At 45.9% G+C, this 22,136-nt stretch carries 17 protein-coding genes; 14 read left to right on the forward strand and 3 right to left on the reverse strand.

Annotation, left to right across the window (positions count from 1 at the left end):
* Positions 1-44 precede the first annotated feature (44 nt).
* Positions 45-1,757, forward strand: coding sequence for a methyl-accepting chemotaxis protein (locus tag IFU39_RS12960; RefSeq protein ID WP_192133050.1), 1,713 nt, complete (start codon positions 45-47; stop codon positions 1,755-1,757).
* Positions 1,758-2,097: 340 nt separating this feature from the next.
* Positions 2,098-3,075, forward strand: coding sequence for a TRM11 family SAM-dependent methyltransferase (locus IFU39_RS12965; RefSeq protein WP_192133052.1), 978 nt, complete (start codon positions 2,098-2,100; stop codon positions 3,073-3,075).
* Positions 3,076-3,377: 302 nt separating this feature from the next.
* Here IFU39_RS12965 and IFU39_RS12970 read toward each other — a convergent pair whose 3' ends face one another.
* On the reverse strand, positions 3,378-4,334 hold the full coding sequence (locus IFU39_RS12970) for a D-2-hydroxyacid dehydrogenase (protein WP_192133055.1): 957 nt from the start codon (positions 4,332-4,334) through the stop codon (positions 3,378-3,380).
* A 207-nt stretch (positions 4,335-4,541) separates the two neighbouring features.
* Here IFU39_RS12970 and thpR point away from each other — a divergent pair, with 207 nt between their 5' ends.
* Together thpR and IFU39_RS12980 are read left to right on the forward strand one after the other, a co-directional pair.
* Positions 4,542-5,144 carry an RNA 2',3'-cyclic phosphodiesterase gene (thpR, locus tag IFU39_RS12975; RefSeq protein WP_091015456.1) on the forward strand — a complete coding sequence of 201 codons (603 nt, stop codon included), beginning with the start codon at positions 4,542-4,544 and terminating at the stop codon, positions 5,142-5,144.
* Between the two features lie 130 nt (positions 5,145-5,274).
* Positions 5,275-6,132, forward strand: a complete 858-nt coding sequence (locus IFU39_RS12980) for a cell wall hydrolase (RefSeq protein WP_192133057.1) — start codon at positions 5,275-5,277, stop codon at positions 6,130-6,132.
* Positions 6,133-6,407: 275 nt separating this feature from the next.
* Here the strand turns inward: IFU39_RS12980 and IFU39_RS12985 are convergent, their stop codons facing one another.
* On the reverse strand, positions 6,408-7,622 hold the full coding sequence (locus tag IFU39_RS12985; protein WP_192133059.1) for an MGDG synthase family glycosyltransferase: 1,215 nt from the start codon (positions 7,620-7,622) through the stop codon (positions 6,408-6,410).
* 382 nt (positions 7,623-8,004) lie between these two features.
* Here IFU39_RS12985 and IFU39_RS12990 point away from each other — a divergent pair, with 382 nt between their 5' ends.
* The 4 genes from IFU39_RS12990 (at position 8,005) to IFU39_RS13005 (ending at position 16,732) form a co-directional block, all read left to right on the forward strand.
* Positions 8,005-8,586: a TetR/AcrR family transcriptional regulator gene (locus tag IFU39_RS12990; protein ID WP_036611349.1), complete on the forward strand. Its 582-nt coding sequence runs from the start codon at positions 8,005-8,007 to the stop codon at positions 8,584-8,586.
* Positions 8,587-8,792: 206 nt separating this feature from the next.
* Positions 8,793-11,075 (forward strand): YhgE/Pip domain-containing protein, encoded by a 2,283-nt coding sequence (locus IFU39_RS12995; RefSeq protein ID WP_091016185.1) that lies wholly within the window; start codon positions 8,793-8,795, stop codon positions 11,073-11,075.
* 672 nt (positions 11,076-11,747) lie between these two features.
* Entirely contained in the window at positions 11,748-16,346 is a 4,599-nt protein-coding gene (gene gltB / locus IFU39_RS13000) for a glutamate synthase large subunit (protein WP_192133061.1), read from the forward strand.
* A gap of 230 nt (positions 16,347-16,576) precedes the next feature.
* Entirely contained in the window at positions 16,577-16,732 is a 156-nt protein-coding gene (locus IFU39_RS13005; RefSeq protein WP_017690128.1) for a hypothetical protein, read from the forward strand.
* Between the two features lie 97 nt (positions 16,733-16,829).
* Here the strand turns inward: IFU39_RS13005 and IFU39_RS13010 are convergent, their stop codons facing one another.
* Positions 16,830-17,198, reverse strand: a complete 369-nt coding sequence (locus tag IFU39_RS13010) for a helix-turn-helix domain-containing protein (RefSeq protein ID WP_017690127.1) — start codon at positions 17,196-17,198, stop codon at positions 16,830-16,832.
* Between the two features lie 378 nt (positions 17,199-17,576).
* Here IFU39_RS13010 and IFU39_RS13015 point away from each other — a divergent pair, with 378 nt between their 5' ends.
* From IFU39_RS13015 to IFU39_RS13040, 6 genes are all read left to right on the forward strand, one after another.
* Positions 17,577-17,981, forward strand: coding sequence for a hypothetical protein (locus tag IFU39_RS13015; RefSeq protein WP_143786500.1), 405 nt, complete (start codon positions 17,577-17,579; stop codon positions 17,979-17,981).
* Between the two features lie 155 nt (positions 17,982-18,136).
* Positions 18,137-18,895, forward strand: a complete 759-nt coding sequence (locus IFU39_RS13020) for a tyrosine-protein phosphatase (protein ID WP_091015446.1) — start codon at positions 18,137-18,139, stop codon at positions 18,893-18,895.
* A gap of 32 nt (positions 18,896-18,927) precedes the next feature.
* Entirely contained in the window at positions 18,928-19,683 is a 756-nt protein-coding gene (locus IFU39_RS13025; RefSeq protein WP_197997772.1) for a YveK family protein, read from the forward strand.
* Complete coding sequence (locus IFU39_RS13030; RefSeq protein WP_091015443.1) at positions 19,664-20,341, forward strand: CpsD/CapB family tyrosine-protein kinase; 678 nt, start codon at positions 19,664-19,666, stop codon at positions 20,339-20,341. Before IFU39_RS13025 ends, IFU39_RS13030 begins: the two co-directional genes overlap by 20 nt.
* Positions 20,342-20,533: 192 nt before the next feature.
* A complete protein-coding gene (gene galU, locus IFU39_RS13035) occupies positions 20,534-21,436 on the forward strand; it encodes a UTP--glucose-1-phosphate uridylyltransferase GalU (protein ID WP_036611572.1) in 903 nt (300 codons plus the stop codon).
* Positions 21,433-22,131 carry a sugar transferase gene (locus IFU39_RS13040; protein WP_036668903.1) on the forward strand — a complete coding sequence of 233 codons (699 nt, stop codon included), beginning with the start codon at positions 21,433-21,435 and terminating at the stop codon, positions 22,129-22,131. Before galU ends, IFU39_RS13040 begins: the two co-directional genes overlap by 4 nt.
* Positions 22,132-22,136 lie beyond the last annotated feature (5 nt).

Genomic DNA, 22,136 nt, shown 5'->3' on the forward strand with positions numbered 1-22,136 from the left:
GCACCTGCATTCGGGATGACCGAAGAGGTCAAGGGGGAAATCATATGTTCAGCAGATTCAAGATCAAGAGTATCGGTCTGCGTATCAGCATCGCGTTCTACTTGTTAATCCTCTGTTTAATTGTTTTGAGTGTCACGATTGTCACCCGGATGAATTCAATTGAAACCAATACCAATGAAATTACGAACAATTGGATGCCATCAATCCAGCAAATTAATCGGTTAAACTATACCACAGAGCATGTCCTGTCACTAAGTTATCGTCACTTTGACGCGGAAGAAACAGACAAGGCATTTTTGTCAGAAGAGCGTACCAAGTATATTCGTGAGACGACGCAGGCGATTAAAATCTATGATCAGCAGGAGAAGTCCGCGGAAGAGCTCGAACACTGGACTGCGTTCAAGAACAAATGGGAAGCATATCTCAAGATTAATACGCAATCGATCAAGCTGAGTGATGAGGGTCAGACACAGCTGGCGAAGGAAGTAGCTGATAAAGGTGCTGATTCCTTTGACACTATGCAAGTCGATCTCGATTATCTCGTGGAATACAATCAGGAACAGTCCAATCTGGCGGCGGCCCAAACGATCCGATCGGTGCAGGATGGTAGGTTAATCATCATTATCGGTGTTCTTGTCATGATTGTCATTACAGCGATCAGCATTCCGATTATTCGTTCACAGGTCGTGAAACCACTGCTACGTGTCATTAGTGCGGTGAAACTGATTGCAGAAGGCCAACTGAATGTTCAGGACATACATACCAAACATGAGGATGAAGTTGGTGTTCTGGCCAAAGCGGTGAATGACATGAAAGGTAACCTGACTTCCATGGTTCTGAGCGTCAGACGAATTGCGCAAGCTGTCAATCTGCAAAGTGGAGAACTGGCAATATCCTCAGAAGAGGTTAAGATTGGTAGTCGCCAAATTGCTGTGACCATGGAAGAGTCAGCCAAGGCCGCGGAGAGCCAGGCAGAGACAGCCGTGGAATCAGCTCGTACGGTTGAAGTGTTGAATGATCACATTCAGAATCATACGGAACAAGGTAGCCAGCTGCGCGTCATGTCGGATCTTGTACTGGAGCAAGGGCTGAATGGTCGCAAGGCGATGGAACAGTCGGTGCAGCAGATGCAACAGATTTCCGGTTCGGTCTCGGCTTCCATGAACAAGATGGAACGGTTGAATCGTAAAAATGAAGATATCTCCAAGCTGGTTCAGGTCATTCATGACATTGCACGTCAAACCAATCTGCTGGCATTGAATGCCTCCATTGAGGCAGCACGTGCGGGAGAGAGTGGACGCGGATTCGCTGTAGTTGCATCAGAAGTGCGGAAGTTATCTGAGGCTGTGCAGACTTCGGTCGAAGAGATCACAGCGATTACCGAGGATATTCAGCAGGAGTCACAAGGGGTAGTTGTGGAATTACGTACGGGCGTTCAGGAGACCGAACTGGGTCAGGAACATGTGCTTGCTTCAGGTCAACTCTTCCGTACAATTAACGAATCGGTGGAAGGCATGGTTGGTGTCATCAGCACAATGACAGATGGTCTCGCAGGCATGCAGGAGGCAAGCGGACGAATGAATGATTTCAGTCAGCAGATTTCCGCTGTTTCGGAACAATCGGCAGCGAGTGTGGAAGAAGTTTCTGCATCGGCGGAAGAGCAGGTAAGTTCCATGGAAACGATTAGCGGCAACATTCAAAGTCTGAAAGAATTATCGGAAGATTTGCTTACATCCATTGAAAAATTAAAAATATAACCTTCTTCTTATAATAGAAGAAGCTGGAATCAAGCAGGCGGCGATTGGTGAGAAATCAGTATGATATATGAGCTGTTGGCCTATAACGTTTGCCAGCAAGAATGATTAGGTTTCCAAAGTTATAATCTCAAAATAAAGTAAGGCGTTCCTAAACAATGGGAACACCTTATTTTTTTCTTTCCAAATAGATACGTGCAAGGAAATGGATAGTTGTCTAGGGGCCTAACATTGTATACAATGACTACCTGAAGCAAACGTATGAGTCGTATTTGATATGTCTTCAATGAGCTTACTATTTATATAGAAGAAACATGATTAATGAAGGAAGGAGAGGGGGATTTTGCCTGATGAAACACTTGGTATTTACGCTACTTCTGGAAAACACCTCTACACCTTTGCTTGCCACGAGAACGAGCAAGAATTATGCATGCTGGAGCTGAATACGCTGCTTGAACCGAGTTCGGAGATCCCTATGGATATGGGGTCGTATGTGTGGTCTGAACGATGTATTCCACCTGGACGTAGTCCTTTTATCCATGGCAGACTTGACGTGATCGGCGAAGGGGATACCGTGACTGATTTGCTTCCTCTTGCCAGAGATATTCATCTGTTGCCTGAAGAAACATTTAAGGTGGTTTGTCTGAAAGAAGGGGACCATACACCTGATTATGCACAGTCTCGTCAACTGGAAAAAGAAATCGGCATGTGCATTAAGGGCAAGGCACAGATGAAACAACCTAAGGTGACTTTCGGCCTAATCCAAACAGGAGAAAAATGGATCTTGGGCCAGTGGACAGAAGCGGATCGATCATGGCAGATTCACCGGCAGAAGCCGCAAAATTACTCGACTGGATTTGGCATCACGCTCGCCAGAGCGCTGGTTAATATTGCTGTTCCGAGAGTAGAAAACCATCTCTTGCTTGATCCATGCTGCGGTATGGGAACGGTTGTAATTGAGGCTTTATCCATGGGAATTGATGCAAAAGGTAACGATCTCAATCCGCTGGCTGTCCGAGGTGCACGTATCAATCTGCCGCATTATGGGTATGATTCGGATCGAATCACACTGGGGGATATGAATGAGCTGCAAGATTTGTATGATGCAGCAATTCTGGACATGCCCTATAACCTCTGCTCTGTACTTCCGGATGCTGAGCAACGAGCCATGCTGGAGAGTTTGCGCAGATTGGCAAAACGGGCGGTGATTGTTTCCACAGAGTGGGTAGAAGAGCACTTGTTGGAAGCGGGATGGGCTGTAAAAGAGTACCGAACAGTACACAAAGGCACGTTTATACGTCATATTTGGCTTTGTATGTAAGCGTAAAAAAACAAAAACTCTACCTCTAGGGAAATTTCCAGAGGTAGAGTTTTTTTACTGTGTACATTTCAATTGAACTAATGATTTACACGAGAACGTAGAGGACAGAAATAACCTGAAGAAGCGGAGCGTTCACCTTTATTCACAGATTTTAACCTTTCTACAAGTCAATTAAAAAAATCTGGGAATAACAGTGATCGGAAGGTTGTTCTGTCATCGAAGTTGCAAGTGTAAATATTTTTTAGTTCTATTGAAATCGGTGATTTGATTTGCACAATATTGCATGGGAACGGGTGTTTGTGTTAATATTTATGACTATAATCCACAAGGTTCACCGGCAGGGTATCGCCAGCGACGTAAGCTTCCAGATTTTTGACGAAAATATCGACTGCTCGATCCGCGTATTGCTCTGTACTTCCTGCGATATGGGGCGTAATTAACACGTTATCCATGCTCCATAGCGGGTGGTCTGCAGGAAGAGGTTCTTCTTCGAACACGTCCAGTGCAGCGAAAGCAACTTGACCGTTTTGGAGTGCATTCAGCAACGCTTCCGTTTTCACACTAGGGCCACGGCCCACATTGACGAAGCAGGCACCGGATCGGAACTGCTCAAATGCAGTTTGATCATATATATGTTTGGTTTCATCAGTAAGCGGTAAAATGTTAATTACATAATCGCCTTGGCTCAAGGCTTCATGTAAACCGGTCATGTCGTACATTTGGTCCACATTGGGGACATCCTTACCTGAGCGGCGAACTCCGATTGTGTGCATGCCGAGTGCTTTGAGAATACGGGCTGTTTCCGTACCGATCTCACCTACACCAACGATGACCGCTGTTTTGCCATGCAGTTCCGGTAGTGGTTTGGCAGGAGCTTTCCATTCGGCCTGTTGTTGATGCAGCATAGCTTGTCTCAGCCAGCGACTGTGGGATAACATCATGCCCAGAATAATTTCGGTGATAGGAATCGCGTGAACTCCATTTGCACTGGTGACCTGAATGTTCTTTTGTTGCAAATCTGCGAAGGGGAGATTGTCTACACCAGCAGACCAGACCTGAACCCACTTCAACAGGCTGTCCTGTTTCAATGCATGCTCTGTGACGAGTGGGGACCAACCTAAAATAACCTCAGCTTCTTTCAACTCAGCGGGATCCAATTCCTTGGCTTTTCCGAATTTCAGGGTGTATCCCGGTGCAGCATTCTGAATGCGCTCTTGCTGTTCTTCGGATAGAGATGGAAAACATACAATTTTACCCATAATGTGTGGTCCTCCTGAGATAAATAGTTTGATGAGTTTGATAATTAAAGTGTATCAGATTTGGTGTTGGATGTGCATTAAGGTGGGAAATGCAGGAATCTAGCCTTATTTGCAAATGGTTATATTTGTGTCACTCTATACTTACCCAACTTGAAACGATATGTATAGTTATGAAATAATAGAGCGAACTTTAGAGAGGTGTATGCAATGAATAACCAATCACATCAGGATCATTCCTCCCGACGGGAAAGATTGTTTGTAGCCATTCGTCTTCCTGTTGCTGTTCAGCAGTCTCTTCAGATGGATGCGAGGCTTGTACAGAACAAGCTGGATTTTCGTAAATGGACAGATCATAGAGATTATCATATAACCTTGCAATTTCTGGGGGATACGTTAGTTAGTGACATCGGACACCTGCGAAAAGCATTGCGCTCAGCAACAAGCGGATTCCAGCCGTTTGAACTTCAGCTTTCCGACTGGGGCACATTTGGGCTTGAAGAAGCACCTAAGGTGCTTTGGAAAGGTGTTAGCGGAGAGATAGAGCGCTTGTTTTCATTGCAAAAACAAATCGTGCAGGCGACTTCGCCCCTTGGGTATGAAGCTGAATTAAGACCTTATGCTCCCCACATTACCATTGCCAGAAAATATCTGGGACAGGTTCCAGGTAATGAGAATAAAGGGGTATCTGGAGTGCTTCCGGAACATTCCACAGGTGTTAATTCATGGATGGTGGAGGACATTGTACTTTATGTGACAAGGCTTGGCCAATCGCCAATGTATGAGGTAGTGGACACGTTCACTTTTTCCTGATAATCATTTTTATGCCATAAAATCACATTGACATAACGTTTATCCCTATGTAATATTAGCCATCGTTATTCAAATTCTTTTTTTTGGGTTACTTAGTTAAGGGAATTGTTTCGACAGGAGGAATCTTCGAATGAACATTATAAGCAAAAATCGTTGGGTAGCACCGATGTTATCAGTGCTGCTTGTATGTATAGTGGGGGTAAATGTCGTTCAGGCGACGGGGAAGTGGAATGAAGCTAGTGATAGTAAACAGATGACCGAACTTGCGGCTTCTGGGCAAAATGATCAAACATCTACGCAAGAAGAGAGGCGCATGATGGAAGATGGGACAAGTCTGTCCTCTAATCTGTCTGCCCAAACTGTAGCGTGGACTGAATCTCTGCCAGCGAAGAACTGGCTTACAACTGCTCAAGAAGAGCAGGAATTGCAAGAAGCCAAGGCCAAGAACAAAGCTAGAGCGGTAGCTGCGGCCAAAGCCAAAAAAGAAGCTGCACTGAAATTGGCCAAAGTGAAACGTGCCAAAGAAGTCGCTGCTGTAACAACTCCCCCCCAAAAACTATACTTTACACGGACCAAACTTCTGAACCAGGAAGACTCGAAACTTGCAACCTGGTCATACAGTGTGTCCGATAAAGAACTGCATCTGCTGCAAAAAATCGTCATGGCAGAAGCGGAAGGTGAACCGTACGAAGGCAAAGTGGCAGTTGCCAATGTTGTCTTAAACCGGCTGCGGTCAGCCAATTTTCCCGATACCATTTACAAGGTCATCTATCAGAAATCCCAGTTTAGTCCTGTAGCGAACGGACGCATGAAGCGTGTGGTTCCCAACGAGGACAGCATCAAAGCAGTGAATGCTGCGTTGAACGGGAAGAAGGAAGTTGCCGATGATACGTATTATTTCTTATCATTGACGCTTGCCGACGATCTGACAGTTGCTCGTTCGCAGAAAAAAGTAAAAACGATCGGTCATCATACTTTTTACAAGTAATCGACCCGTAAATTCTGCAAACAGGCAGGGTAGTTAACTGTGTGTGCATCACACGGCCCTTGAAAAAGCCTGAATAGTAGTTTTATTTCGTTATTTAAAAATATCGTTATACTCTAAATTACCCTTTTTTCTGCCAAATCATACGGTGGAATTCGTGAAAATAAAAGAAGGTTCCCTTCCAAAAATGCGGAAGGGAACCTTCTTTGTATATCGTGAGCAATTGTCTTGTCCCCTATAACACCTCGTGAGAGCTGTTCTATAGGTCCGTAGAGGCGTCAGAATGGTATTCTGGTACCTGACAAGGACGTGGCAGTAATTCCGGCTGTGAAGCGCTCCAAGGAGGTTGTTGTGACATCGGCTGTCGTCGGAAACAATAAGTCATGAACAGCTTGAGCACAGCACTTCGGATCATAGACCGAATAATTACCTGAATGATGCGCTACGTTCAGCGGGCTTTCAGTTTGAGTAGATGCCTGCTCAACTAGTTGTCTGAAACGATTGGTGATCACGTCGGCAGAGTGAATGACCTGGCCGTATCCGGCTTGTACAAAGTATTCACAGTTCTCTTCCTCTTGACCTGCAATTGGAGGGATGAACAACATCGGTAGACCCTTGGCCAATGCTTCAGTGCATGTCATGCCACCTGGCTTCGTAATCAGCACATCGGATACATCCATCAGTTTGCTTACTTCCCGTGTATATCCCAGAATACGAATATTCGGATGCTGGAAGCAAGGCATTTCCTTCATTTTTGCAATCATTTTTTCATTGCTTCCTAGACAGAAGACCAATTGAACACGATCTGCCCAAGACGTGAGAGCTTTCATATGATCCTCATCAAACGAAAGTCCCCATCCGCCACCCATAAGTAGCGCCGTAGGCATGTTCTGAAGCCCCATCTCTTCCCGTAGCTTCACCTTATCACCTGCTTCCCAGAAGTCTGGATGCACAGGAATTCCCGTGATCTGAATATGGGAGGGATCGACACCCCGGATCTCAAGCAATGCTTTGACCTGAGGGGTAGAGACCAGATATTTGTTCACTTCCGGATTAATCCATGTTCCGTGCACGTCATAATCCGTCACGACCGTATAGAGCGGGATATTCAGACCCTGGCGTTTAAGCCGGGAGATGACAGCATTCGGAAAAGGATGGGTACAGATCACTGCATCGGGTTTCAGTTGGGATACGACCTGTGCCGTCTGTGTATAGAAAATTCGGTGCAACGCCAGCTTGGTAAAACCATTTAATGATTTATTGTACTGTGTGCGGTACAACAGGCTGACCAGTTTGGGTTGAACCGATAGTGTCTTTCGATATGCAGAGAAAATTAGTGGAGCTACCGTTGGGTTCAAAAATTTGCCTAGTTCAATGACACGACTGTGAACATGTGGACTGACTTTTTTGATGCCATGTGCCAGCGCATGAGCGGCCTGAGTGTGACCGGTACCGAAACCTTCCGATAATAAGAGCACTCTTGGTTTTCGCATGAGTTCACCTTTATTCATAAGTTTTAATTCAAAAAGAAGATATTCATTGTTTATTCTAGCTATGGAATGCGTTACTACATGAATATACATTGAAGCACAAAATCATGTTTCTTCTATGAATATTTACACCATATATCTTACAATGAGACAAACTAAACTTCATTATATACACGTATTATCTGAGTCATCTTACACTATAGACGACGACAGAAGGAGTTTCCACTGCATTTAGGTTAAAAAATATTAACACAATTTTTAAAATGTTAGGGTTGCAATCTGTTTTTGAAGGTGGTATTGTAGTTTTTGACCGAATGACTGAATTGTATTTTTGGTCATTTATGTAGAGCGATTGAACAATGAACGTGATTAAAGGAGGGATACGATGGCTCCGATTGACAGGAGACAGCAGGTTATTCATGCAGCAGCCCAGTCGTTTGCCATGTTTGGATACAAAGCAACGACGATGGATCAGGTCGCCAAGATTGCGAACGTTGGCAAAGGAACGATCTATACGTTTTTCACCAATAAGGAACAATTGTTTGATCAGATCCTGGTAGAAGTGATTCAGGAAATGAAAAACATCGCGCATCGTGAAGTACATCAGGAAAGTGCATTTTTCGATAATCTGTTTCGGGTACTGGATGCCTTGTTGGAGTTTCGTCGTGATCACGATCTGCTCGTTAAGTTATCTCAGGAGCTGAAGGACTTTGGAACGCTGCAGGCCAAGGAAGGATTGGACAAGGTGGAGAAAGTAATCTCCGACTTTCTGGCTAAGGAGCTTGAGAAAGCAAAAGACAATGGAGAGATTCGAGATTGTGATCCGCAAGTCGTCGCATTTATGATGATTCGCCTGTACATTGCACTCACTTCAGACTGGAGCAAACAACATCAACCGCTGAGCAAAGAGGAAATTAAGACTTACTTTCGCCTTTTCTTAATGGAAGGAATTGCTGCTGTAACGTAATCCGAATTTAATCTACTATAATATAAGGATTTTTACGCGTATCAAGCAGGGAGGCTTGTCGGAAGACAGGTTGTTTTTTTGTCCTAAAGTGACCGTTTGAGGAAAGTGGTCACTTCGTGTTTCAGTATGTTTTCTGGAATGCGACATTGTATTTCATTATGGTTATTCCTGCTCATGGAGCAGAGAGATTAAGGGGAGAAAATGACATGAAATCTTTATCCGTGTTTTTCAAGGATGTGGGATCGGCCGTGAGAAACCCGAAGGTGTTGATCCCTGTTATTGCAATAATGTTCATACCGATCCTATATAGTGGCATCTATCTGGCAGCCTATTGGGACCCGTATGGTCATGTGGATGAGATGCCGGTTGCCGTTGTCAATCTGGATAAAGGCGCTGAGCTGGAGGGCAAATCCCTCCATGTGGGTAGTGATCTGGTGGATGAACTGAAGAAAAATGCCGATTTCAAATGGGATTTTGTCAGTGCGAGTCAAGCCAAAGAAGGCATGAGTAATGACAAATATTATATGCAAATTACGATTCCGGAGAACTTCTCATCCCAAGCAACAACATTGCTCGATGACAAGCCGGAGCCGGCTGATCTGATCTATGAACCAAACGGCAATTACAGTTTTGTCGGTGCACAGATCGGTAAGACCGCTATTAAGGACCTGAAAGCAAAAGTCTCAGCCAAAGTAACGGAATCCTATGCAGAAACATTGCTCGACAAGTTCTCCGAAGTATCGGATGGCTTGGCTGAGGCAGGTGATGGGGCGGGTGAACTGAATACCGGCGCAGGCAAACTGGATGATGGTGCTGTTAAGCTTAAGGATAACCTGGCGAAGCTTGCATCAGGAACGCTTGAACTTCAGGAAGGACTTTCTCCATTAAGTGATGGTGTTAACGCGCTGCACACTGGGGCAACCAAGCTTGAAAGTGGAACATCGAATCTTGTATCCGGTCTGCAACAGCTTCAGGCAGCTGCTTCGAGCCAGCTTCAGAGTGGAGCAGATCAGTTGAAGGATGGCAGCGCCAAGTTGGAAACCGGACTCCAGTCTTCACTGGATGGCACAAGTAAGCTGCAGGCTGGCCTGAAATCGTCAGAACAGGGCAGTGCGAAGCTGTCGGATGGTCTGCAAAGTGCCGTTCAGGGCAGCGGGACACTGGCAACAGGCTTGCAATCGGCTGTAGATGGCAGCTCCAAGGTTGCTGATGGTGCACAGGGCGTAGCCGCCGGATTGAAACAGCTTGCTGCATCGAACCCCGAACTGGCCGAAAATGCGGATGTACAGAAGCTGCTTGCGGCTAGTGAGGCTGTTGCTGACGGCAGTGCACAACTGCATGAGAGCGAGCAGAAGCTGGCACAAGGTGCAGATCAGCTGCATCAGGGTAACCAGCAACTGGCTGCAGGTGCAGCCGAGCTTCATGGAGGTCAGGAGCAACTTCTTGCTGGTGCAAACCAGCTGGTGGATGGTCAGCAGCAATTGCTAGCTGGTGCCGGACAGCTTAGTCAAGGAGGAGCGAAGCTCTCCGATGGTCTGAAGCAGTTCAGCGGCAAACTGGGCGATGCTGCAAGTGGTGGTACATTGCTTGCAGATGGTGCCAAGCAGCTGGGCTCAGGGACAACGGCTTTGCAAACGGGTGTGGGTAAACTCAGTGGTGGTGTTAATTCACTAACCGATGGTTCCAAGCAACTGGGTGATGGCGCTGGCAAACTGGCTGACGGTCTTACCGAGCTAAAAGATGGCTCAGGTGAACTGGCAACCAAGCTGAATGATGCCGCTCAGAAAACATCTGAAGTTAAGAAAACGGATGATGTGGTGAACATGTTCGCTGAACCTGTAAACTCCTCGGAGAACACAGCAGAGAACGTGAGCAATTATGGTACAGGATTGACACCGTTCTTCCTGTCGATTGGTCTGTTTGTGGGATCATTGATTTCCACGATTGTATTGAAAATGCGGGAAACGTCCGTACCGGGTGCAACAGGCTGGAATCGTTTTGTCAGCCGGACACTGGTATTTGGCTCCGTGAGTATTTTTCAATCGGTTATTGTGGCAAGTTTCATGTTATATGGTCTTGGACTGGAGACGCACAGCGTAGGGCTGTTCTATCTGTTTACCATTATTACAGGGCTGACCTTCATGTTGATCGTTCAGGCACTTGTAACCTGGCTGGATCTGCCTGGACGTTATGTTGTCATTCTGCTTCTGGTCTTCCAGCTTGCGGCTAGTGCAGGGACCTTCCCTGTAGAACTGATTCCATCATGGCTTCAAGCATTTAGCCCTTGGTTGCCAATGACACACAGCATTATGGGCTTCAAAGCCGTGGTATCGAGTGGTAATCTGGATGTGATGTGGCATCAGGCAGGAATTCTTAGCATCTATGCAGGTGTATCCATCCTGCTGACGCTTGCTTACTTCCTTTGGAATGGCAGACGTCCGAAAAAAGAAGTCGAACAGGCTGATTCTGGTCAAGTTGTGACGGCATAAGTCGAACCTGATCTTCAGCAGGGTCATATTTTTGAAAAAAAACTTTATTTTCTTGTAGTGAAATTATGCAATATAGTAGTCAAATAGTGCAAATAGCCTGCAACCCCAAAAAGGGGTTGCAGGCTATTTTGTATACAAATGCATAGAGAAGTAAAGTTTCGCTGGCTTAAGCAGTGAAAATTTGGTGGAATTATGGATAAACCTAGGCTGTACATGGAACGATTTTCTTCTGTCAGCAATTTAATTCAGTTGTACTCTGGCTTAAAAAGTGTATAATTATTCGAAAAAGAGATGAATTTAAACGTCACTACTGTAAAGCTGTACTGCAAAACATTTCTTATCAGAGGTATTAAAAAGTTTAAATTGCGCTGATGTTAGGTCGGTGTTAAAATAATAGAACTATATCAAAAAAACGTCGCTCCATTTCAGTAGTCGTGCCAGCGGCTGCGTGTTGATTTATACAGGCTGTTTGCCGGATCGTCCGGATCAGCTCATCTCATCTAATGGCTTCTGCCCAATAGCAGGCATTATTTTTGACAGTCTCATGCTGTCACCTCTTCTATCTAGCAGGCTCTATCGCAAGCGAAAGGCCAGCTCCTCCCGTTTCATTGTTGCCTGTTGCCTATGTTCTTGATCTTTCCGAAATACTTCATTATAGAAAGGTTGCGTTCCATGAGACACATCGGATTACCTCCAAAACAGGGTCTGTATGACCCGCAGTTCGAAAAAGACGCATGCGGAATGGGTTTTGTTGCCAACATCAAAGGAGTACCTTCACACGATATCGTTAGTCAGGCACTGACCATGCTTAGTAACATGGAGCACCGTGGAGGACAGGGAAGTGAACCAAATTCCGGTGACGGAGCAGGTATCCTGATTCAGATTCCACATCGCTATTTTGCAACGGAAGCGAAACGTCTTGGTTTTGCATTGCCTGAACAGGGTTTCTATGGCGTAGGGATGTTGTTCATGTCCCAAGACCCTGCCATCCGTAGTGCGCACGAAGAGAGCCTCAAGAAGATTATTGAAGAAGAAGGACAGACGTTCCTGGGTTTCCGGGATGTTCCTACTTTTGATGAAATGCTTGGCCGTTCTGCACTTGCAGCGAAACCTTATGTACGTCAGGTGTTCATTGGAAGATCAGCAGATGTGAAGGATGAGCTTGGATTCGAGCGTAAGCTGTATGTTATTCGCAGACGTGCTGAGCTGGCTATTCGTTATTCGGCAGATGAAGCAGAAGGCGGTTCATTCTACCTTCCAAGCTTGTCTTGTCGCAAAATTGTATATAAAGGCATGCTGACAACGGAACAGGTGGGAGAGTTCTATCTGGATCTGCAGCAAGACCTTGTTGAATCGGCTATTGCACTTGTGCATTCCCGTTTCAGTACAAACACCTTCCCGAGCTGGGAACGTGCCCACCCGTATCGCTTCATGATCCACAACGGTGAGATCAACACGATGCGTGGTAACGTGAACTGGATGCATGCTAGACAGTCCTTGTTCGAGAGCGAGTTGTTCGGTGACGACATCGCGAAAGTAAAACCGGTCATCAATCCAGACGGTTCGGATACAGCCATGTTTGATAACACACTGGAGTTCCTGTATCTGAGCGGCCGTTCTCTGCCACACGTGGCCATGATGATGGTTCCTGAACCTTGGAGCACGGATGAGGGAATGGACCCTGCCAAAAAGGCATTTTATGAATATCACAGCACGATGATGGAGCCTTGGGATGGACCAGCAGCAATGGCCTTTACAGATGGTTTGCAAATTGGTGCAACACTTGACCGTAACGGCTTGCGTCCAGCTCGTTATTATGTAACCAAGGATGACCGTATTATCCTGTCCTCAGAAGTTGGGGTACTTGATATCGCACCGGAAGATATCCTGTACAAAGATCGTCTGCGCCCAGGTCGGATGTTGCTTGTGGATACACAAGAAGGCCGCATCATCGCGGATGAGGAAGTAAAAGCAATCATTGCAGCCGAGAATCCGTATCAGGATTGGCTTGATGAGCATTTGATGGATCTGAGCGAGTTGCCGGAAGCACCGGAACTTCCTGATCCAAAACATGATAACGTGACCCAGCTTCAGCTGGCATATGGTTATACATTTGAAGAATTGCGTAAAATCCTGGAGCCCATGGCAACAACAGGTATGGAAGCTACGGGGTCGATGGGTTATGATGCACCGCTGGCTGTGCTGTCGGATCGTCCGCAGCGTCTGTACAACTACTTTAAACAGATGTTCGCCCAGGTAACCAATCCGCCAATCGATGCAATCCGTGAAGAGATTGTAACGTCTACGGCAACAACCATTGGACCTGAGCGCAACTTGTTGAATCCAGAACCGGAGAGCTGTCGCCAGATCCGTCTGGATACACCGGTATTGTCGAATGAAGACTTTGCGAAGATTCGCCATGTGCGTCGCCCAGGCTTCCGCTCCATGACGATTCCAATTTTCTTCACCGCTGCGGAAGGAGCAGAAGGACTGCGCAAAGCAATGGATCTGCTCTTCGAAGCTGCGGACCGTGTCATCGACAAAGGTCATAACATTCTGATCCTGTCTGACCGCGGTGTGGACGCAGAGAATGCTGCCATTCCTGCATTGCTTGCTGTAGCAGGTCTGCATCACCATCTGATTCGCCAGGGAACCAGAACAAAAGTCAGCATTATGCTTGAATCGGCAGAACCGCGTGATATTCACCACTACGCGTTGCTGCTGGGTTACGGTGTAAGTGCGGTGAACCCTTATCTGGCCTTTGAAACGCTGGATGACATGATTCAGCAAGGGTTGCTGCGTGGTATCTCGCATGAGAAAGCAGTGAAAAACTACATTAAAGCAGCTACCAAAGGCGTTACTAAAGTGTTGTCCAAAATGGGAATTTCTACGATTCAATCGTATCGTGGGGCTCAAATATTCGAAGCGGTAGGTCTGAAATCAGACTTCGTTGACCGTTACTTTACCTGGACACCTTCCCGTATCGGTGGAATTGGGTTGGAAGAAGTGGCAGCCGAAGCGTTGACACATCATAACCGTGCCTTTACGGAAAAAGACGGTAACGATAAAGTATTGGATTCCGGTGGGGATTATCAATGGCGTAACGACGGAGAAGAGCATCTGTTCAATCCGCAAACCATTCATACTCTGCAACATGCGGTACGCACTGGGGATTACAAGCTGTATAAAAAATATTCCAAACTTGTGCAAGGTGAGAATGATCAACTGTTGACCATTCGCTCCATGCTGAAACTGAAACCAGTTGGAGATTCCATTCCACTCGAAGAAGTTGAATCCGTAGAAGATATCATGCGTCGTTTCAAAACAGGTGCAATGTCCTTCGGTTCGATCAGTAAAGAGGCGCATGAAGATCTTGCCATTGCTATGAACCGTGTTGGAGGTAAATCCAATACCGGTGAAGGTGGAGAAGATCCGGCTCGCTTCATTAAAGATAGCAACGGGGATTCCCGTCGCAGTGCGATTAAACAGGTCGCATCCGGACGTTTTGGTGTTACATCCAACTACTTGGTTAATGCCGATGAAATTCAGATCAAAATGGCTCAGGGAGCTAAACCAGGTGAAGGCGGACAACTGCCAGGACGTAAAGTGTATCCATGGGTTGCTGAAGTCCGTGGTTCAACACCAGGTGTAGGTCTGATCTCGCCTCCACCGCATCACGATATCTACTCGATCGAAGATCTGGCAGAGTTGATCTATGACTTGAAAAATGCCAATCCGCGTGCTGAGATTAACGTGAAGCTTGTATCGGAAGTGGGCGTGGGTACCATCGCAGCTGGTGTAGCCAAAGGCCGTGCCGATATCATCCTAGTCAGCGGATATGACGGTGGTACAGGTGCATCACCGCAAGGTTCGATTCGCCACGCAGGTATGCCTTGGGAACTAGGTCTTGCAGAGACACATCAAACGTTGATGCTGAACAATCTCCGTGACCGTGTTGTCCTCGAAACAGACGGTAAAATGCTTAACGGCCGTGACTTGGCGATTGCAGCCTTGCTTGGAGCAGAAGAGTATGGTTTCTCTACAGCACCGCTCGTTGCACTTGGCTGTATCATGATGCGTGTCTGTCAAATGGATACCTGTCCGGTTGGTGTAGCGACACAGAATCCGGAATTGCGTAAAAATTATATGGGTGATCCAGCTCATGTGGTTAACTTCATGCGATTTGTTGCTGAAGATGTGCGTGAGATCATGGCTGATCTTGGTTTCCGTACGATTCAGGAGATGGTCGGACGTACAGATTGCCTCGAAACGGTAGAAGCCGTAGATCACTGGAAGAAAAAAGGTGTGGATCTGTCTGTATTGCTGCACGTGCCTGAAATGCCGGAAGGCTCTGCACGTTACCGCACACAGCATCAGAATCACCAATTGGAAGAAACGCTGGATATGCAACAATTGCTGCCACTGGCACAGTCTGCTATTGAATCCGGTCAACCGGTTGAAGCGGTGCTTCCAATTACAAACGTTAACCGTGCAGTAGGTACCATTTTGGGTAGTGAGATCACACGCAAATATGGACTCGCAGGATTGCCTGAAGATACGGTTAAATTCAAATTTGTCGGCTCTGCCGGACAAAGCTTTGGGGCCTTTGTACCTAAAGGTATGACCTTGACCGTTGAAGGGGATTCCAATGACTACGTAGGTAAAGGACTGTCCGGAGGTAAACTGATCGTGATGCCTTCTCCGAAAGCAACGTTTGAGGCGGAAGATAATATCATTATCGGTAACACGGCTCTCTACGGAGCAACAAGCGGCGAAGCGTATATCCGTGGTATTGCGGGTGAGCGATTTGCTGTACGTAACTCGGGCGCCAAAGTAGTCGTTGAAGGGGTAGGCGACCATGGTTGTGAGTATATGACAGGTGGACGTGTCGTTGTACTGGGCGATACAGGTCGTAACTTTGCAGCAGGGATGTCCGGAGGTATTGCCTATGTGTATGATCCGGAAGGCACATTCCTGAAACGTTGTAATCTGGAAATGGTTCTTTTGGAGCGTATCGAAGATGTGGCAGAAAGTGCAGATCTGCGAGGCATGATTCAACGTCATGTTGCCAATACAGGAAGTGCTGTCGGTCAGCGCGTTCTGGATAACTGGCAAGATGCGCTGAATCAGTTCGTTCGGGTTATTCCGAAGGACTTCAAACGTATGACAGAACAGATCGAACGGATTCAGGCAACAGGTTTGACTGGAGACGCAGCGCTGCTTGCAGCGTTTGAAGCGAATATGCGTGAACTTGCACGTGCTGGAGGTTAAGAACTTCCTTGTTCAAACGTATAAGTGCATGAACAGGTTGTATTAAGAATAATAGGAGCAATATGGTTGCCATCCCGGCACCATATTGCTCCTATTTTGCTTTCGACAAAATTAGAACCCCTTCAAAAAACGTTATCGCCATGAGACGACAACATCAAGGAACTTTCTCAAGTATAATAAGGCTAGTTTTGGAGGGCAGGGAAAGTATAAAGATAAGAGAGGTTAGCGGAATGAATATGAAGCATCCAAACAGGGACGATCGTAGGCCGACAGGTAAACAAGTCGAAGCAACCCAGATGGACATCATGAAGGTTTTACTGCAATGCGGAATCGACCCGGAGCGTTGGAACCATTTCGTATCCTCCGTCAACAACAAGCGTCCTTGACACAATAGACAAGCATGGAATGAAAGGGAATTAAGACACAAAAAAAGCCCAGAAGCCAGAGATGTTATCTCTCGGGAACTGGGTCCTCTTTTCGGGTTTAGTCCATACTGCGTTCCATTCGGACAAACGCAATAAAACGACGTGCCTCTTCTTCTGTTAAAGACTTCCCATCAATCATCAGATCGAAGCGTTCCAACACTTCCTTATCCGACAACTCCAAGGTATCAACGAATTCACGTACATCTTCATCCATCACAACATCGCTTTGCTTTGTACGTCCTATAAGATAATCAATAGACACCTCAAAGATGTCAGCAAGTCTCGTTAACACTTCGAAATCCGGTTTACGACGGTTCTTCTCGTAGTGGGAGAGAGCAGCTCTGGTAATATGAATGGAGCTCGCAAGTTCTTCTTGAGTAAGTCCCCGCTGTTCCCGTAATTCAGCAATGCGATTTCCGTAGCTCATAAGCTATTTCCCCCTGAACGACATCAAATATATATTGAAACAATCCTGAGCCAAGTGTTTGATCAGGGCAGCTTTCCTGCAAAAGAGTAACTCCTCATGTGTTTCCTTTAACTCATTTCCATTTGTAAATAGGTCTGTCTAAGGACATCTCAAATTGTCGTAAATCAAAAGAACCATGTCCAAATACCGCTTGACATGATACGTATTGTATCGTAAATTGGACGTATGGAGTTACAAAATGTATCATTTGGAATATTTTAAGTATCTCCTTGTTGCCTGGACCATATACCTGTGAGAAGGAAGTGGAGGCAGTCCATGTAGGCTAATCCATTCTAAAGGAATGAAACCATGTATTCAATAATTCAGGAATGGGCTGATATGAAATTAAATGTCCATATGTACATTCAGGAGTTTCAAGGGAAAATGGTAGACCGCAAAAGACGCCCTGTTCTGTTACTTGGAATGGACACTCAAGCAATCACCTTCCTGAGCGACCTGAACTTGCCGGTATCATCAGAAATGCTCATTGGTTTGGATGTTGAAGATCAACATGTATGTGTACGACTTCACGCAAGGTTGCAATGGAAACAGCCCTTCGGAGAGCTCACAATGTATCATTCAAACTTGCATATTCAGCACGAACAGAAACTATATATAACTGGACAGTTAAACACAATGCTTACTGAAGTTCAGTTTCCCGCGGTTTCCCGTTTTCAGTATGAAAAGGCAACAGAACAAAAGGCTCTGCAGGAACCCTATCATTACATTGATTTCACCATATAATTCCAAGTCGATTCTTAACATTTTCTGAACAAAACATGTACTTAACGCCATTTTACTATATTTCATAGCGTTATGCATTAGTTCTTTAACACCAAAAGCATTTGCGCAATGAATAAAGGGGCGAGGGGGCTCATACTATTTCAGGAAGTTTGGATATGGTTGAAATGCACTGCCACATATTATCCGGCCTGGATGATGGTCCTGTTCGAATGGAGCAGTCCGTTGCGATGGCTGAGAAGGCGACAGCCTCAGGAATTACCTCCATTATTGCTACTCCGCATCACCTGAACGGGCAATACAACAATGAACCGATGGTGGTCAATCAGGCCGTGAACCTGCTTCACGCAGAACTTCGCAAACGTAACATTCGCCTGGAGATCCGTCCCGGACAGGAGATCAGGGTGCATGACAACCTGATTGGAGACTTATATGCAGGAAAGTGCTGCACACTCGCCGGAAGTCGTTACATGTTGCTGGAACTGCCCTTTGGTCATATTCCCTCACAGTTCCCCAGGATACTGCATGAATTACGAATAGCGGGAATCACCCCTATTATTGCTCATCCGGAACGTAATCGTGTCATTTTGAAGAAGCCAAGGTTGTTGGCTGATTACTTGAGTCAAGGCGGACTATGTCAGCTCACAGCTCAATCTTTCACTGGGCTTTTCGGACGGAAAGTTCGGCAGTGGTGTTTTCATTTTTGCAAAGAAAACGGGTTTCATTTCATTTCATCAGATGCACATGATACGTGCAAAAGGACATTTGCTATAAGTGAAGGAGAGCGGGCTATCGAGCGTCGATTTGGAGCTGAAGCCGTTAAGCGGCTGGCAGAGAATGCGTCGCACATTCTATCGAATTCGTGTCTGGTCACAGAACGCTGGAAACCTCGCAAATGGCTACTGTCCATCTGGTAGTTACATAGGATAGATCACAACGTATAGGAGGAATGAAAGTGGAACTGAAAGGATATTTTCGACTCTTACAAAAGAAACTGTGGTTGATTGTTGCAATTGCTTTGATAGCCGGTGTGGGTGCAGGGGTCAAAAGCATTTTCTTCACCCAGCCCATCTATGAAGCAAGTTCCAAACTGATCGTGAACCAGACTTCTAACGTTCAAGGTCAGGCGATGATGGACTTCAGCATGATCCAAACCAATATCAAACTCATTAACTCATACAGAGAAATTATTAAATCTTCCGCCATTATGGATAAAGTCGCTACTACGTATCCAGACCTGGGCTTAACCTCTGCTCAGCTCATGAACAGCACCTCCGTCTCTACAGCCAGCGAATCCCAAGTGATGAGCATAACTGTACAAGGGACTACCTACGAAAAAGCCGCCAAAACGGTCAATGCCATCTCCAACGTGTTCCAATCTCAAATCCCCCTAATCATGAAAATCGATAATGTGGCTATCCTCAGTGAAGCAAAAGTGGATAGTAACGCATCTCCAATCAATATGAAAACCACATTAAGCATCATTGTCAGTCTGTTCGCAGGTCTTGTGCTCGCGATTGCACTTGTATTCCTGATGGATTATCTGGATGACACATTCAAATCCGAAAGCGAACTTGAAAAAGAACTGGGCCTGCCTGTGCTTACGGTTATATCCAAAATGAAAAAAGATGATCTGAAAAATACGAAAAATTACGTATCTCAACAGAAAGTGGGGGATGGCAAATATGTCGCGGCTAACCAATGAAAATAACAGTCTGGTGACCTATTTTAACTCCAAATCTCAAATCTCGGAGGGATACCGTAAATTACGGACCAATATTCAGTTCTCCTCAATCGATAGTCATATCAAAAAGATCATGGTGGCTTCAGCCGAAGCCGGCGAAGGCAAGACCACAACCATTAGCAACCTGGCGGTAACCTATGCCCAGGAAGGCAAAAAAGTTCTGCTGATCGATGCGGATCTGCGTAATCCTTCCTTGCACCAGGTGTTTTCCGTACCGAATCATATCGGTCTGAGTAGTGTGCTGTCTAATCAGTACAGTGTGGAAGACGTGCTTAGAGAGAGCTATATCGATAATCTCCAATTATTCACTTCTGGCCCAATTCCACCGAACCCTTCCGAGATGATTGGTTCCAACCGGATGAAAAGGCTCATTGAGAAGTTAGAGGATCAATATGATGTCATCATGTTTGATACACCGCCAGTGCTCGCGGTAACGGATGCACTCATTGTGAGTTCGCTGTGTGATGGCGTGCTTCTGGTCGTGAACTCGGGCAAGGTCAAGAAGGAACTGGTGAAGAAAACCAAGGCTGCTCTGGAGCATGTGAATGCACGAATCCTGGGCGCAATCCTGAACAATATCAAAAACGTTGCAGTTCCGGTGGGCTACGGAGAGAAGTAAACCTTCCATCCAATGCTCCCAAGTAAACAGGTAATGTCTACTGTACCTTTATCACTGTAGGCACTCGGTCATGCTGTGGGTTCAGTTCAATGAACCTTAGACGTTAATCGTCGAAGGTATGACGTGAGGACGGGTTAGATGCCCTGGTTCAACTTTTACCAAACTAAAAAAAAAGAGGATAGGGTGGTATTTATGAAAAAAGTGAGAAAAGCAATCATTCCTGCAGCTGGACTAGGTACACGATTTTTGCCAGCCACAAAAGCGATGCCCAAAGAAATGCTCCCTATTGTGGACAAACCAACCATACAGTATATCGTTGAGGAAGCCATTGCCTCTGGAATTGAAGACATCATTATCGTAACCGGTAAAGGGAAACGGGCAATTGAAGATCATTTCGACAACGCTTTTGAATTGGAACATAACTTGCTGGAAAAAGGGAAGCTGGGCCTGCTTGAAGAGGTTCGCAAATCCTCTAACGTGGATATCCACTACATAAGACAAAAAGAGGCCAAAGGACTTGGTCATGCTGTCTGGTGTGCACGTAACTTTATCGGTGACGAACCTTTTGCCGTGTTGCTCGGAGATGACATCGTCGTATCGGAAGTTCCATGCACCAAACAATTGATTGATCAATATGATCAGGTTCAACATTCCATTGTTGGCGTACAAACCGTACTTGCTGAACAAACAGACAGATACGGCATTGTGGACCCGCTTCAATCGGATGGCCGTTTGACAGAGGTTCTCAGGTTCGTAGAGAAACCTGCCCAAGGCACAGCGCCTTCCAACCTGGCGATTATGGGGAGATACGTACTGAGTCCAGAGATTTTCGAACATCTGGAGCAACAAGAGATTGGTCAAGGGGGAGAGATTCAATTAACAGATGCGATTCAGCGCTTAAATGAGACACAAGGAGTGTATGCTTACGATTTCGAGGGAGTACGTTATGACGTGGGCGAGAAACTGGGATTCATTTTGACAACCATCGACTTTGCTCTTCAAAAACAGGAACTTAGAATTCCAATGCTGCAAGCTCTGCAACAGATTCTGGAAAAAGAGTCGGTAGAACATGTAGCCGGGGGGGAGTTTGAATGAGTCCATCTCCCCAAACGAAGGAAGCGGAGATCGTTATGGACCCAAGTCTGGGGTACAATGCATCAACGATGTCAGGACAAAATGCGGATAAAGTGTATCTATTTATGAAAAGAATGCTCGATTTGCTGGGTTCTTTCATAGGTTTGATCATTTTGTGCCCCTTGTTTGCGGTCATCGGATTACTTATCAAAATAGAGGCCCCGCAGGGGTCTGTTTTTTTTCGTCAGGTACGGGTCGGACAGAATGGAAAAGAGTTTCATATGTACAAATTCAGGTCCATGGTTGCAAATGCAGAAGATCTGTTGGAACAGCTGATTGATCAGAATGAAGTGAACGGGAATATGTTCAAAATGAAAAATGATCCCCGCATTACCCGCATTGGCAAGTTCATTCGGAAAACCAGTCTGGATGAGTTGCCACAGTTGTGGAACGTGTTCAGAGGAGAGATGAGTCTCGTTGGACCTAGACCGGCTCTGCCCAGAGAAGTGAAGAACTACACTTCCTACGACAGACAACGCCTTCAGATGATCCCGGGATGTACGGGATTATGGCAAGTTAGCGGACGAAACAGTGTTGGTTTTGAAGAAATGGTAGAGCTGGATCTGACGTATGCCCGTGAGCGCAGCATGATGGTGGATATCAAAATTATCTTCAGAACGTTCAAGGTGCTGGTAGGTTCGAAGGATGCGTTTTGAAACAC

Origin of the sequence: Paenibacillus sp. CFBP 13594, assembly GCF_014842675.1 — a bacterium.
Lineage (GTDB): Bacteria > Bacillota > Bacilli > Paenibacillales > Paenibacillaceae > Paenibacillus > Paenibacillus amylolyticus_B.